Source organism: Mesorhizobium sp. M1273, from assembly GCF_040318195.1.
Taxonomy (GTDB): Bacteria; Pseudomonadota; Alphaproteobacteria; order Rhizobiales; family Rhizobiaceae; genus Mesorhizobium.
This window is the reverse complement of the sequence record NZ_JAMYLV010000065.1, coordinates 1-13,857: the sequence shown is the minus strand read 5'-3', so window position 1 is coordinate 13,857 and position 13,857 is coordinate 1. Positions and strand designations below refer to the sequence as shown.

The following is a 13,857-nucleotide window of genomic DNA, read 5'->3' as shown; positions in this document are numbered from 1 at the left end:
GTTTTTCTCCCCCCCCAGGTCCCTTCTCATTTTCCCCCCCCTTTTTTTTTGTGGGTTCGTGTGGGGGCGGCGGTGCGCCCGCCTCTTCCAAATGGCCGACCACCCCCGCTTTTCGCGAAGCCGGTAGCTGTCGCCACGGATGGTTATCACTGTCGAATGATGAAGCAGGCGATCAAGGATCGCCGTTGCCACCACGGGATCGCCAAACACGCTGCCCCATTCGCCCACCGAGCGGTTTGAGGTGATCAGGATCGATCCCCGCTCATAACGCCGCGACACCAGCTGGAAGAACAGATGTGCGGCATTGGCTTCGAACGGGAGATAGCCGAGCTCGTCGATGATCAGCAGTTTCGGCCGCGACAGGGTCGTCAGTTGCTTTTCGAGTGAACCGTCGTCATGGGCCTTGGCCAGCATCGCCACGAGCGTGGCCGCCGTGACGAACTGGACGCTATGGTTTTGCCGGATCGCCTCGCGCCCGAGAGCCACCGCCAGATGTGTCTTGCCCGTACCCGGCGGACTGGGCTCATAATGCCTGTTATCAGGATGGCGAGGCAAACAAGATTGTCCGTTACGCCTTTCATCCACGTTCGGGCGGGGAGATTTTCGTCACAGGCCGTCAGCGTTATTGCGGTGAGCCGGCCTATGTCGGGCGACAACCGGATGGCAGCCTGGCGCTGATTCCGATCTGGATGACGGAAGAGATCGCCCTGACGATGGCGGTTCGCGAGGCGCCCCGTTTTCCCCTTTCATGCCTGCGCGACCTGCGCCGCGAGGTCGATGCATGTCTACGTTTTCTGCAGAGCGACTCACGCCAGCCAGGAGACGACCATGCAGCGCAGGCAATGCCGAACCGACCAGCCAGACCTGTTTTCCAAGAAGGCTCCGCCATCGAGTCTTCCAGGCGAAGTCCGTGAACGCACCCTCCCGCTGATCGAGACCTTGCTGAGGGAAGCGGTGGTGAGCCAGACGGGACGGGAGGCAGATCATGAAGATCACCGCTGAACATCTCGCGCGCGGTGCCTATGTCTATGTCCGGCAGTCGACGGCCGATCAACTCGTCAACAATCCCGAGAGCCGGCGACGCCAATATGGCCTTGCCGAGCGAGCGCGGTCCCTTGGCTGGAAAGACGCCATCGTCATCGATGAAGATCTCGGTCGTTCAGGGTCTGGCATCAGCCGTCCGGGCTTTGAGAAGCTTCTGGCGGCGATCTGCGAAGGTCGGGTTGGTGCGGTCCTCGCCATTGAAGCCTCCCGGCTGGCCCGCAATGGCCGGGACTGGCATACGCTCATCGAGTTTTGCGGCCTTGTCGGAACGCTCATCATCGATGAGGACGGCATCTACGAACCGCGTCATCCCAACGACAGGCTGCTGCTCGGCATGAAGGGCACGATGAGCGAACTGGAGCTTTCGATCCTGCGGGCCCGCTCGATCGAAGCCCTGAAGCAGAAGGCACGACGGGGCGAACTTTTCCTGACGGTGGCGATCGGTTACGTCAAGTCGGGCCGGAACCGGGTCGAGAAAGACCCGGACCTGCGGATCCGCGAGGCGATCGATCTTGTATTCCGGCGTTTCGACGAACTGCAGAGCATCCGGCAGGTGCATCTGTGGTTGCGCCGCGAGGGCATTATGCTCCCTGCCGTAAATTACACGCGCGCGGCGGACAGGGCGATCGTCTGGAAGCTGCCCGTCTACAATACGGTTCACCACATTCTCACCAACCCGATCTACGCCGGCGCCTATGCGTTCGGGCGAACCTGCAGCAAAGTCACCATAGAGGCCGGACGCAAACGGATTTTGCTTGGGATCAGGCGCGATCGCGCCGACTGGGAGGTCTTGCTCATCGACCATCACGAAGGTTACCTGAGCTGGCACGATTTTGAGAGGAATCAGCGCCTGATCACGGACAATGCCACAAGCAAAGGCCTGGTGCCGCGCGGTGCTCTTCGCCGGGGCGAGTTGCTGCTCGGCGGTCTCTTGCGCTGCGGCCATTGCGGCCGCAAGCTGCATGTCTCCTATTCCGGCAGCAACGGCAATACGCGGCGCTATCATTGCCGCGGAGCGCAGGTCAACCACGGAACCGACCCGTGCATCGGCTTCGGATCGTTGCGGGTCGATCAGGCGGTCAGCGCGGAGGTTCTTCAACGCCTTCAACCGCTCGGCATGGAAGCGGCGATCAAGGCCATCGAGACCTCCACCGTGGAGACTGGAGAGAAGCGGCGCCATGTGGAGCTCGCACTCGAGCAGGCACGTTATAAAGCCGCCCATGCACGCCGCCAGTATGACGCCGTCGACCCGGACAACCGGCTTGTAGCAGGCGAACTGGAGCGACGCTGGAATGCCGCGCTCGTAGCCGTCCGCGAGCGTCAGGACGAGCTTGACGCGCTCGACCGCCACAAGCCTGAGGCTCTGGGAGAAGAGGAACGGCGGAGCCTGCTGCGCATGGGCGCCGATCTCGATCTGGCATGGCATCATGCCAACGCCACCGCCACCACGCGCAAGCGGATCATCCGCGCCGTGATCCGCGAGATTGTCGTCGCCATCGAAGACGACCACATCAAAATGCTGGTGCATTGGCAGGGCGGCGACCATACCGCGCTTTCGGTCAGGAAGAACAAGGCAGGCCATCACCGTTGGGGCGCCCCGCCGGACATCGAGGACCTGATCCGTGCCCTGGCACGCCAATTGCCGGATAGAGCGATCGCATCGCTTCTCAACCGGCTCGGCAAAACCACGGGTCGTCTGAATGGATGGACGCAGTCCCGTGTCTGCACTTTCCGCAACCAGCACGACATCGCCGTCTACAAAAAGGACGAACGGTCGGAGCGCGGCGAGTATACATTGCAGGAAACGGCTGCGAAGCTCGGCCTGCGGCCAATGACCGTGCTGCGCATGATCCGCGCCGGCGATCTGAAGGCCGAGCAGTATTGCAAGGGTACGCCCTGGATCATCCGTCATGAAGATATCGAGCAACTCGATATCCAGCACCATTCCGGCAGGAGCGGACACAGTCCATTATCACAATCACAGGATCAGCAGATCCAGCTTTTTCAATAACATAGCGAGGTGTGCATTATGTCGTGGGATCGGGAGGTCCAAGGAACAGGACCGTGTCGCCATGGGCAATCCAGCGGCAGGTCGCCAGCTCCCGGACTTGGCGCTGATCCAGCGACGGCTGCGCGTCGAAGTCGAAGCCATCGAGTTCGCGCACAAACGGGAACTGCGCGATCTTGCCTGCCATGGAGATGCGCCGCTCGTCGCGCCGCGCGATCTCGCGCGTCACCAGGAAGGCCAAAGCCTCGCGCAAGGTCATTTGCGAACGCGCCGCTTCGTCCAGCAGCGTATCGAGCTGATCCCGGATCGCGGTCAGCTTCAGCCGGTCGAGCTGAGCCACCAGCATCTCGTGATCGACCGTCGTCATCACCAGCTGCCTCCCACCAGTGCATCATATTCGGCCAGCGGCCGCAACAGAGCGGAAGGCGCAACGATCTCCGCCGGCGCCGATCGCACCGGCGCAGCAGCGCCGACCACGCCGGCAAGATGCGCGCGCTCGACAATCCGTTGGCGACGCCCGCGGCACAAGGCATGATCCGCCACCACCTCGCCCGCATGACGCACGATAACGCGGCCGCCCAGCACCACGACCTGGACGCTCTCCCCGATCAGCCGCCAGGGAACCGAGTAACTGTTCGTGTCCAGGTCGATTGCGCAGTCCGCCTGGACCTTGCGCACGAGATCGCGCAGCTGCCCAAAGGGTGCCCGTCCGCCCAGAGGGCGAAGCGCCATGGCTTCTTCGGCAAAGCGCTCCGCAGGAGCCACGCCGGTCGTGCCATGCACACGCTGATCAGCAATCTCGCGCGTCCACCGGTCCAGATGCGCCTCGAACGCCGCCCAGTTCTCGAACCGGCGGCCGGCAATCGCATTGCGCTTGACATAGCCGACCCCGCGTTCGTCCTTCCCCTTCGTACGCGCCCGGTAGGGCGCACAAGCCCGCGGCGTAAATCCCCAGTAGCGGGCAAAGGTGTGCAGCCTCACATTGAACCGCACCTCCCGCGTCGTCGCATCGTGATGTTCGACCAGCGCCTTCGGATTGTCGAACAGTACTTCCGTTGGAACCCCGCCGAAGCGAAGGAAGGCTCCTTCCATCCCCTCGAACCAGTCCGCCTGGCGCTCCCGAAGCGAGGGACGGATATGCAGCCGACGCGAGTAACCCAGCGTTGCTACAAACAGGTGCACCCGAACACGCTCGCCGCCGACCCACGCCCGCGTGTCGCCAAAGTCGATCTGCATCTGATGTCCCGGCGCCGTCTCAAACCGAACCGTCGCGCGCTTCTGCGCCCTCAACTCCCGACGCCAACCCTGCACCCGAAGCTCCACCGACCGAAGCCCTATAACGATCCCATGTTCGCTCTCCAGTTCCTGGCGCACCACATCGGCGTTGCCGCCATGGCGGAAGAAGCGCTCCCGCAGCCAATCGTCCAGCCCGTCAAACGCGGTCCGCCGCACAGGCTTGCGAAACGGAAAAGTCCCGCCCTCGCGCAGATACCGACGCACCGTGTTGCGCGCGCATCCGAATTCCTTGGCCAGCCGCTTCGCTCCCCAGCCAAGCTCATGCAGCCGCAGCATCGCTGCCACCTCTTCAGGCTGAAGCATCTCCTCTCCCTGCATCGTTCTCGACAATGCAGGAATCGCCGAAATCCCAATCGTCATCCATGCCTCCTCTCATAACCGAGGGGGTCAGTTCTTCATTTCGTCAGGGGGTCAGTTTCTCAATTCGCCCGACACGGGAGCGCTGGTAAGCGCTGTTGCCATTTGGGTGACGGTAAGTTCGGGTCGCTGGCGGCAGTCGCTCCTTGGACGGTCATCTCTGCAGCCGTTCTTCTTCTTGTGACGCCGGCGTCAGGTTGGTTGTGGAGCCTGTCCGAGCCGGTCGACCTGGTTCAGTTTCCGTGGCGCGCCTTGACGATTTTTGATGCGGCAACGTGCATGATGGTCGCCGTCGCATTAGATGCGCGCGGTGCGGGCTACAGGATGGCAACAGGATCGCGGTTGTTCCGGTCTTTGCCGTCATCACGGCAGCGTTTGTGCTTGGTCGCGGGGTAGTTGGCCCCGGAATTGCCTGGCTTCGCCCCGCTCCAGATGCTTTAGAAGATTCTCTCATTGTTGCTCGCGCCGACGCGCTTGAATACTTGCCGGCCTGCCGTGGTCGCTCGGTGGGAGAGGAGAACACGTCGCAGTGGAGAGAGATCTCCGTCGAGCGCGCCGCATCGTCGATCGGCGCATGCCCCTTCTATACTACTACCCTTTCTTGGAGGTCGTGGCGGACGGCGCCCGCGTCGAAGCGCGGTGCGATCGGCAAACGGGGTTCTTGATCGCGGATATCCCGGATGTCGCCCAGACAGTTGAGGTAATACGTCGGGGAACGACCGCGGAAGTCATTGGCCTCGCCGTCAGTATGACATCTTTGCTGGTGTGGATTGCAGGCTTCGTTGCGGCGTTGGACTGGAGAGGCGCTCTGAAGGCCTCGTGGCGATAGTATCCTGAAGGTTCTGCAAAAACTCTGAGAAGAGAGCGGCCATGCACAGTGGGGATGTTGCGACCAAATTCCCGTGGAGAGGGAAGTGCCATGACCCAAGTTGGCAACGCGTCCGTTGAGCGATACGTCACTTACCAGTTTATTCAGCTTACCGTTCTCCTCCCTCCTCCGCGAGTCGCTTCAACCGCGCCATCTCCGTCGGCAGCAATCCGTCGTAGTTCTCCTTCAGCTGGTGAGCGCCTCTACCAATTCTAGTAGGCGATTGCGGGGCACAGGTCGGTTAGAAACTCCTTGACGCTGATCTCCAGTTGAATGGGCCTCATCTAGGAGGCTGGCAGGAACGGCCTATGCCAAGAGAGAACGACTTTGCCAACGGAATGACATTGTCAGTCTTGCTGGAGCGGAGTTTGCTGGCTCTGTCCTCCGTCACCACAGCGATCCTTTTCGCTTGGCTGCTATACTACAGCAATTACGGTCTCAATCTCGACGACGAAGGTCTTTACCTCAACTTCATCGCGAACCCATTCCCCTACGCAATCAATTTCCCGCCGTCCCTTTTCGGCTTCGTCTATCACTGGCCGTATAAGTGGGTGGGGGGCAATGTTGCAGTGCTTCGCATGGCGAACGTCGCGCTTACCATGGCGCTGGGGTGGAATCTCAGCTTCCTTGCGATCCGGCGCCTGTGGACAGTGGGCTGGCTGCAGGCGGCGGTGCTATCGGCAGGGATCGCCAGTATGGCATCACTCGTTTTTCGCATCCGGTTGACGCTCACCCCCAGCTACTACTCGCTGGCCTTTCAATCGCTTTTGATCGTGACGAGCGGCTTGCTACTAGCCGACCGGCCAGGACACATGCGCCAAGTCTTGGGGTGGACCCTGGTCGGCGTTGGCGGCTGGTGCTGTTTCATGGCCAAGCCGACCACCGCTGCGGCCATTGCTCTCGTCGTTATGCTCAACGTCGTTTTACGCCGAAAGTCGCTGCTGCCCATGCTCGGCGCGGCGCTGGTCGCCCTCGCTCTGCTGATTGTGACCGCCCACTTGATCGACGGCGGCATCACCGGTCTGGTGACCCGGATGGTTAACAGCGCCGAGATGGAAATCCTGCTGGGTTCCGGACACGAGGTGTTTCGCAGCTTTCGGATCGACTGGCTTGCCACCAGTCGCTCGCAAGTGGCTATCGCTGTGTTACTGGCGATAGCTCTTCTGCTTAGCATTCTCATGGGGTCTGCGGACAAGTTGCTCCCATCGCTGGCGCTCGCTGCGGTGTTGATCGTAACAACAGCGATTGCGCTGCTCGGGATCGATCCAATCAGCATCCAGCCCTCGACCCTGTTTCTGGTGCCGGCCTTCACATGCCTTGGCGCGATGCTCTATCGTAAGGGATTGGTTTTGCGCACCCAGGCTGCCAACAGCATCGCTCTAGCGCTAACCTTTTTGGTCCTGCCGCACGTGTTCGCACTGGGTTCCAATTCCAATTACTGGTACCTTGGTGCGTCCGACGCGTTGTTCTGGATGCTCGCGGTAGTTGCTTTCCTTAGCTCTCTTGGGCACGAGAGACGCAGTCTCGTCACCCTACTGCCGCTGAGTGTGTTGGCACAGTTGCTCACTGCAGCAGTTATCAATGATAGCATCCTCAACCCGCCCTATGACGTCAAAGATCAGCGCGCCTATACCGCTGTCATGCCCATGCCGGGTGGTGGAAAATTGGTGATCGCGGAATCCCTCCACCACTATCTGGCCACGGCCACAGCCAAAGCTCGTGCGGCCGGCCTTGAAGTTGGTACCCCGGTGGTTGATCTCACTGGCGGCTCGCCGAGCCTGCTGTATGTGCTCGAGACGCGCGCACTAGGTCTTCCATGGCTGAGCGGATGGTTTCCCGGCGGTAGCGCGGTGGCGGTGGGAACACTCGGACTTGAGAACTGCGCCGATCTGGCCAAGGCGTGGGTACTGATCGAGCCAGAGGGCCAATATCATCTCGACCAAGCCAGTGTCATGGCCTCCTTTGGAGCTGGGCATGCAGACTACGTCGCCGCCGCTACGTTCGATCCCACCGTCGTTGACCGGGATTATCCGAATGGTCGGCAGTTTCTGTTCAAGCCCGTACGCCCCGCCGCGCCGGCGGAGCAATCGTGCCGGGAAGCTAGGCAACAACGGCCGGAGAGCCAGAAATGGAGCCAATAATGGTAGCTGTAATCCTCGCGGGTGGCCTTGAAACGCGAATCTCCGAGGAACCCACCTTCGGCGCAAGCCCATGAGCGAAATCGGCGGCAAGCTGATCTGTGGCACATCCTTAAAATTTACTCGCGCTATGGCATCAATGATTTCGTCATCTCGCGCGGCTACAAGAGATGTCTGATCACAGAATACATGGCCGGCTATTTCCTGCACGTGTCGGATGGCGATGCGCGAGGGTTGAGGAGTTCGTTCTGTCGTCCATCAGAATTCTCATGGTTGAATGCAATGCGACACCCGGCATGTCATCGTTTTTCCTCATAATCTCCCGGGCGGTCGATGAACATCCGACCCTCAGTGCACTAACGGTCGCGCGAGAATCGCCACTTCTTGGTTGCCTTGAACATACCCTGCTGATCGGATGGCGAAGACGATGGACGCGGTTGGCGCGCGAATATCGATGGAATCAGCGGACAGCGAATCCATCGGATGCAGGATGCCTATGAGATCTCCCTGCTTCACTTCATCCACCACCGAGCAGCGCGGTTCGAAGATGCCCGGTGCAGGAGATTTCAACTCGTCGGAGGGATTTGTTTCGAGTGTTTGGCCGGACTTGTGCTGACGGAACGTTGGATACTCTGCTTTGCCCTCGATCAGCCCTAGCGCAATGAGGCCATTGCGCACCCCAGCTTCGTAGATCGCGAGAGCTTCGGCGCCGACTGCGCCGCCGCAAAAGACTGTGCCGCCGCCAAATTCAGTGCAAATGAATGTCTTGCCTTGGCCATGTACCCAAGTATCGAACATTCCAGCCGTGTCGTTGTGCTCCCAGAGCAACGTCACCGGCAATTTGAATGCCTCTGAAATGCGGACCGTCTTCGTCATCAGATCCACATCAGCAATAGGATGTGTAATGATGGACGGTGCACAATCCCATGTCGGTCCGAAACTGTGCAGATCAAGTACGGTGTCCACCATAGGCAACAATAGACGCGAAATCGCATCTGCGATCCGTTCGCTTACCGAGCCATCCGAACGGCCCGGAAACACTCGGTTCAGATTCTTTCCATCAATTGGCGTGTTGCGGGTCCAAGCTTGCACGGCAAGTGGATTGATCTCAGGTACGATGATAATCCTTCCGCACCTCTGCGCTTCGGGAAGCCATTCAACAAGCCGCCGAGCAACAATCGGCCCCTGCAGTTCATTGCCATGGTTTCCGCCAGTGATAAGTAGGCTCGCTCCATCCCCTCTATTGCAGCTGAAGACTGGGAGCGAAAGAGCTTCGAAGTCCGCGCCTTTGGGGACAACAAGGTGCCCTGTGCTTACGCCAGGCGTGTCAAGATCAAACGTAAGATGTGGTGCTTCGCTCATTGTTCATCCTATTGCGAGTACTCAGGCGACCAGCCGCCGAGTCTGCGTTTTTCGGTGCTATGAGTATGCGCCGAGCTGTCTTCAATTCGCCAATATAATGTTCCGAGCGGTGCCATCGCGCTCCTAGATGGCTGCCGCCTGGCTTGGTGGAACTACCCGCTGCTCGATGTTCACCAGGGCGCTGCGACAGGCACATCAGGCCTGGCGCTGTACCACTTCGCCCTTCGATGCCGCTCCTTCGGAACGGTAGGGCAGATCTCAGGTGGCGTCGGCTCCGCCGGCTACCCCGCAAGATATGCGCGAGAAGATCAAGCAGTGCAGGCTGATCCTGAAGGCGTACCGCGCCACAAGAAGCGCGCGCTGAAGCTCGGCCAGATGATCGACGGGCATCGACGCAAAGTCGATGACCAGCCGAGCAGTCGCGGTTCACGGCGATCGGCGAGGAAGCGCTCGGGCGTACCGCTCGTGCTTGCGCCGGCGGCGCTGATACTGGCGGTATGCGTCGGCATGAGCGGCATCTGGCTTGCGAACTTCGCAAGGAGCGAGGGCGCGGCTCATGTCCGGAGGAGCTCCCCTTGCCGTGTGATTAGGTTGCTCGCTGCCGCCGGACCCACCATCCGATCCGCGCCGGGCCGGAGCGCGGTCGGCGCAGCCGCAGTGGTCGTGTGGCAATCGCCGTGAGGCGCGAAACCGTTCGACTGTCCGATAGGTGCGGCCCGGGCCGCCACCCGCCCGAAGCCTGCGGCGGCAATCAACGTGAGAGCGCGTATTGCCTCACCAAGGAATGCTCCCGAGCAGTTCTTCCGTTGCTTCACTAGTGGATTGATTCCAACGTTTGGAACCCTCGTTTCGGGCGGCGATGGTGTCATCGGGGTTGGCTTTCCAGATGAATGGTTGCGGGTTCTCTGCATTGTATTCGCGGATGAAGCGGTTGATGGCGGCCTGAGATCGACAACGGAATGGAAGACGCGTGCTTGAGCCTGCGCCGGGTGAGTTTGGCGAAGAAGCCCTCGACGGCGTTGAGCGAGGAGCAGGATGTTGGGGTGAAATGGAAGGTCCAGCGCTGGTGCGCGGACCTTGTCTTTTTGTGCGCGGCGTAATTGTCGATTTGAGGCTGGAAGAAGTTCACGAACAGCCGAACCGTCGAATAGAGCTGCGCAAGGGCTGCAGCAGCTTCAAGCCCGTCCAGCCGACGGTACCCGAGATGCGCCGCACCACGGCGCCTTTCTTCTGCTCGACGAACGCCTGATCGTTCTTGCGGTAAGGGCGGCAGAGGGTGAACTCATGCCGGCACCCTGACAGCAATCGCGTATCGTCTCGTTCAGGAACACGCTGTCATTGTCTGTGTCGAACCCGAGAAGAAGGAAGGGCAGGAACTGCCGTAATTCCGTCAGCACCTCGCTCAACACCTTCTGCTCGAGAGATTTCCTGCCGCAGGTTTGGGCGGAGCATCACCGGTAGCCCTGCGCTCGTTGACGATTTGCCGAAGGTTGTCGATGCCGTCTTGGGTGAAGAGGACGACAGTTCGCTTAATTCGGTTGCGGGATAGCCGTCGTAAGCGCTCAGGCAGCCGTCTTCCGAGAACATCTCGATCGAGCATCGCGCAAAAAGTCTTCGTTCTCTTCGAGCATCTCGGCCACGTATTTGAGAGTGTAAAGAGCGGAGTTGCGATATGCCATCTGGTAGGTTCCATCTGGCCAGCGGTCGGGATTGGCGCTCGTCCCGTTGATCTTGACAGTGGGGATGCCCCAACGTGTCCGCAGAAGCCAGACATTCTCACCTTTGAACGCATGGCCGCGCGCTGCGACAAAGCCTTCCGCGTTCAGCGTCGCGGCGATCTGCTTGTCCATTTTGCCCGCGACGTTGAGTTCGATCACGCGGCTGCGCAGCCGCTCCAGATCGATGTAGTCGCCATAGGTGTGGACCCGCCTCTGGAGAGAGTGTTCACTTGTCGCTCCCGTCTGCCACAAGATCTTGAACCAGACCTGGCCGTGGAAGCGCTTCTGGTCGAGAATGACCTCGCAGACGATGAGGCGCAGGATGCCCTTGCGCTCGGCCGCCGTTGTCGAAGGCGAGTGCCAGATGCCGGGCAGATCTTCGCCCAGCTTTTGCAGCGCCTCGCGATCCGGCTTGTTCAAGACCAGGGGCTCGTCATGTCGCCAGCGTTCGTAGTCCTGTTCGATCGCCTCGGCGGCGCGCAGCTTCTCTTCCCACACGCGCTCCAGCGAACGCGCCACCAAGCGGTTCTCCGGCTCGACCGCATCATATTGGCGCCGCGCTCTGTCCGCCTCATAACGAGCCCGCTCGCGCCGCAGCGCCCACTGCCGCTCAAGTTGACGCGTCTCTTCTTCGATCTGGCCCAGGGCGGCGACGGCGATGGCGGTCTTGTCCGGCGTCAAGGCCTCGAGCAGGATGCTTTCGACGTGCGCATCGACAGGCAGCGCACGCACTTCCTGGCATAGCGGCCCGCCCTCCTGATCACGGTCGGCGCGACATGTGTAGACGGGATAGTCGCCGGCGGGACCGCTATAGCGCAGGCTCATCCGGCGACCACACCGCCCACAAACAGCGATGCCCTGCAGCAGTGCCGCTCCCTTGCGCGGCACGCCTGAATGGCTGGCTTCGTAGCGGTTGATGTTGTTTTCCAGTCGCCTCTGGTTCTCCATGAACTCCTCCCAGCCGATATAACCAGGATGAGCAGCGTGAAGGCAAACCTCCCAGTCGGCGATGGGGACCTGGTAGTCCTCGGGCGATAAACGCCATGGCGAATCCGCCCGCCTTCCATCCGCCTCCGGCCATAGACATACGCTCCAGCATAGGCAGGATTTTGAAGAATGCTGAGAACCCGTGAACTGTCGGCCTCGCGCCACACCACATCGTGCGGTGCTGGGCCGAGCACGGGACGCACGGGCAGCGGCAAATCGTTCTTTCGCAGGTAGCGCATCACGGCCCGTGCACTGTGAAGCTCGCGGAATTTGGCGAAGACGAGGCCGAGCCTCGCCTGCACCTGCTCATCGGGATTGAGAATGATCTCGCTGGAGCGACCATGCGCCAGTCCGGCGGGAACCGGAAGGCGTAGCTCGCCGCGTGCCGCCTTCTGACGCTCGCCCTGATGGAGGCGCTGCTTGATCTGGTGCAACTCCGCTTCGCTCATGATGCCCGACAAACCGAGCAACAGGCGGTCATGGTAGGCGCAGGGATCGTAGAGACGTTCGCCATCGGCAATGATGACGCCGAAGAGCGAGCACAAATCGAGGAGCTGATGCCAATCGCGGTTGTTGCGAGCAAGGCGGGAGGCATCGAGACTGATGACCAGACCGGCATTCCCCAATCCGATCTCGGCGATCAGCTTCTTGAAGCCCATCCGCTCGATGGTCCCGGCTCCGGATTTGCCAAGATCTTCGTCAATGACGTGCACACGTTCATGCGGCCAGCCGAGAGCGACCGCGCGATCGACGAGGCGGTCCGTGCTTTCCTGATGATGGCGCACCTGGTTCACGGAGGACTGGCGGACGTAAATGTAAGCGAGCTTACCGCGATGCGCAGCAGTGACGCACTCGTCCGGTCTATTCGATGCTCTCAACATGCCGATCCGCCGCTGTCGGCGCGCCCGTCGATCGCATCCGCAAGAGAAGTCGCGCGAGGCTCTGCGCGATCTGCTTCTGCGTCTCCCCCGGCAAGTTGAGCCAAAGGCTCGGGAGTGTCGTCATGCCGGGTTGGGAAGTTCGGTGAGGGTCTGGGACGCTACGCGGTGCAGATTCGACTGTATGTTCATCGCGAATCACCTCCTCGATACGGGAAGCCAAGGTGCTGTTCAAATGGTGCAGCAATGTGAGCAGCGTTCGGACGTTGATGCGGGCCAACGATTTCGACACGCCCTGTTCTTCCGGTGACGCCGCTGCAAGGTCGGTCACCGAACGCCGAATTGAGCGGCGGCGTCCGTCAGGCAGTCGAACAACGACGAAAGCCGGACCGCGCGCAGAACGGGACGAAACCAGCTCCAGACGCTGGCCCGCAAGGCCGTGACGCGGGTCGATCACCGTCAAATGAGACACCACCCGGTCGAGAATGGCGGCAGCCTCTGATGTTTGGTTCGGCAAACACGCTGCCCCATTCGCCCACCGAGCGATTGGAGGTGATCAGGATTGAGCCCCGCTCACAACGCCGCGACACCAGCTTGAAGAACAGATGCGCGGCATTGGCTTCAAAGGGGAGATAGCCGAGCTCGTCGATGATCAACAGTTTCGGCCGCGACAGGGTCGTCAGCTGCTTTTCGAGTGAACCGTCGTCATGGGCCTTGGCCAGCATCGCCATGGGCGTGGCCGCCGTGACGAACTGGACGCTGTGGTTCTGCCGGATCGTGCCCAGCCGCGAGGGGTGGCGTGGAACGGCGCCGGAGCCTGGCTGACCGCCTCGCAGTCGCGGCAGGTGAACTTCTCCCGCACGTGTTGGATCACCTTTCATTGCCGCAACCACCTCCAGCGTCTCGGTGATATCCTCACCCAGCTTGCGCAGCCGATGACCGCCGCAGCAGTGGCAAGCGGTCGGCGCCGGCTCGACCACGCGTTCGCGCGGCAGGTGCTCGGGAAATGGCTGGCGGGTCGGTCGCTTGCGCACATAAGGCGCCACCTCGGTGGTCCGGGCCGCTGCCTGTTCGGCGGCGATCTCGTCTTCCGTTGCCGTGCTCTCGAGTTCCTCGAAGGTGAGTTCCATCTGGTCGTGCAGGCGGGCTGAGCGTTCAGAACTCTGACCATGCAGCGCCCGCTGCAGCTTCCGGATCGTCA

8 protein-coding genes and 7 pseudogenes are annotated in these 13,857 nt (G+C 61.0%); 4 read left to right on the top strand and 11 right to left on the bottom strand.

What is annotated here, in order from left to right; translation table 11 throughout:
* Positions 1 to 516, bottom strand: a pseudogene (gene istB, locus NKH30_RS32435) (IS21-like element helper ATPase IstB); the annotation flags it as partial.
* 312 nt (positions 517 to 828) lie between these two features.
* Between istB and NKH30_RS32430 the strand changes: the two are divergent.
* Positions 829 to 1,002: a hypothetical protein gene (locus tag NKH30_RS32430; RefSeq protein WP_156933500.1), complete on the top strand. Its 174-nt coding sequence runs from the start codon at positions 829 to 831 to the stop codon at positions 1,000 to 1,002.
* Positions 986 to 3,055, top strand: a complete 2,070-nt coding sequence (locus NKH30_RS32425) for a recombinase family protein (protein WP_352998069.1) — start codon at positions 986 to 988, stop codon at positions 3,053 to 3,055. The genes NKH30_RS32430 and NKH30_RS32425 overlap by 17 nt, the downstream gene beginning before the upstream one ends.
* 31 nt (positions 3,056 to 3,086) lie before the next feature.
* Here the strand turns inward: NKH30_RS32425 and NKH30_RS32420 are convergent.
* Together NKH30_RS32420 and istA are read right to left on the bottom strand one after the other, a co-directional pair.
* A pseudogene (locus tag NKH30_RS32420) lies at positions 3,087 to 3,419 on the bottom strand (ATP-binding protein); the annotation flags it as partial.
* On the bottom strand, positions 3,419 to 4,708 hold the full coding sequence (istA, locus tag NKH30_RS32415) for an IS21 family transposase (RefSeq protein ID WP_352998067.1): 1,290 nt from the start codon (positions 4,706 to 4,708) through the stop codon (positions 3,419 to 3,421). The pseudogene NKH30_RS32420 and the gene istA, both read right to left, overlap by 1 nt.
* Positions 4,709 to 5,881: 1,173 nt before the next feature.
* Here istA and NKH30_RS32410 point away from each other — a divergent pair.
* Both NKH30_RS32410 and NKH30_RS32405 read left to right on the top strand, forming a co-directional pair.
* Positions 5,882 to 7,714 (top strand): hypothetical protein, encoded by a 1,833-nt coding sequence (locus NKH30_RS32410; protein ID WP_352998065.1) that lies wholly within the window; start codon positions 5,882 to 5,884, stop codon positions 7,712 to 7,714.
* Positions 7,714 to 7,930: pseudogene (locus tag NKH30_RS32405) on the top strand (glucose-1-phosphate cytidylyltransferase); the annotation flags it as partial. The gene NKH30_RS32410 and the pseudogene NKH30_RS32405, both read left to right, overlap by 1 nt.
* A gap of 129 nt (positions 7,931 to 8,059) precedes the next feature.
* On the opposite strand, the gene NKH30_RS32400 reads toward NKH30_RS32405, so the two are convergent.
* From NKH30_RS32400 to NKH30_RS32365, 8 genes and pseudogenes are all read right to left on the bottom strand, one after another.
* Positions 8,060 to 9,073, bottom strand: a complete 1,014-nt coding sequence (locus NKH30_RS32400; RefSeq protein WP_352998063.1) for a succinylglutamate desuccinylase/aspartoacylase family protein — start codon at positions 9,071 to 9,073, stop codon at positions 8,060 to 8,062.
* Between the two features lie 814 nt (positions 9,074 to 9,887).
* Positions 9,888 to 10,181: pseudogene (locus tag NKH30_RS32395) on the bottom strand (IS630 family transposase); the annotation flags it as partial.
* Between the two features lie 17 nt (positions 10,182 to 10,198).
* Positions 10,199 to 10,378 (bottom strand): hypothetical protein, encoded by a 180-nt coding sequence (locus NKH30_RS33330; protein ID WP_502911546.1) that lies wholly within the window; start codon positions 10,376 to 10,378, stop codon positions 10,199 to 10,201.
* 257 nt (positions 10,379 to 10,635) lie between these two features.
* Positions 10,636 to 11,616 (bottom strand): hypothetical protein, encoded by a 981-nt coding sequence (locus NKH30_RS32385; RefSeq protein WP_352998073.1) that lies wholly within the window; start codon positions 11,614 to 11,616, stop codon positions 10,636 to 10,638.
* Positions 11,613 to 12,659 carry a recombinase family protein gene (locus NKH30_RS32380; protein ID WP_352998062.1) on the bottom strand — a complete coding sequence of 349 codons (1,047 nt, stop codon included), beginning with the start codon at positions 12,657 to 12,659 and terminating at the stop codon, positions 11,613 to 11,615. The genes NKH30_RS32385 and NKH30_RS32380 overlap by 4 nt, the downstream gene beginning before the upstream one ends.
* Positions 12,640 to 13,047, bottom strand: a pseudogene (locus NKH30_RS32375) (hypothetical protein); the annotation flags it as partial. The pseudogene NKH30_RS32375 and the gene NKH30_RS32380, both read right to left, overlap by 20 nt.
* Positions 13,016 to 13,375 (bottom strand): annotated as a pseudogene (locus NKH30_RS32370) (ATP-binding protein); the annotation flags it as partial. The pseudogenes NKH30_RS32370 and NKH30_RS32375, both read right to left, overlap by 32 nt.
* A gap of 59 nt (positions 13,376 to 13,434) precedes the next feature.
* Positions 13,435 to 13,857: pseudogene (locus NKH30_RS32365) on the bottom strand (transposase domain-containing protein); the annotation flags it as partial.

Coding starts and splice junctions, on each gene's coding strand:
- NKH30_RS32425 (WP_352998069.1), top strand. CDS start 986: ATGAAGATCACCGCTGAACATCTCGCGCGCGGTGCCTATGTCTATGTC.
- NKH30_RS32410 (WP_352998065.1), top strand. CDS start 5,882: ATGCCAAGAGAGAACGACTTTGCCAACGGAATGACATTGTCAGTCTTG.
- istA (WP_352998067.1), bottom strand. CDS start 4,708: ATGACGATTGGGATTTCGGCGATTCCTGCATTGTCGAGAACGATGCAG.
- NKH30_RS32400 (WP_352998063.1), bottom strand. CDS start 9,073: ATGAGCGAAGCACCACATCTTACGTTTGATCTTGACACGCCTGGCGTA.
- NKH30_RS32430 (WP_156933500.1), top strand. CDS start 829: ATGCAGCGCAGGCAATGCCGAACCGACCAGCCAGACCTGTTTTCCAAG.
- NKH30_RS32385 (WP_352998073.1), bottom strand. CDS start 11,616: ATGAGCCTGCGCTATAGCGGTCCCGCCGGCGACTATCCCGTCTACACA.
- NKH30_RS32380 (WP_352998062.1), bottom strand. CDS start 12,659: ATGTTGAGAGCATCGAATAGACCGGACGAGTGCGTCACTGCTGCGCAT.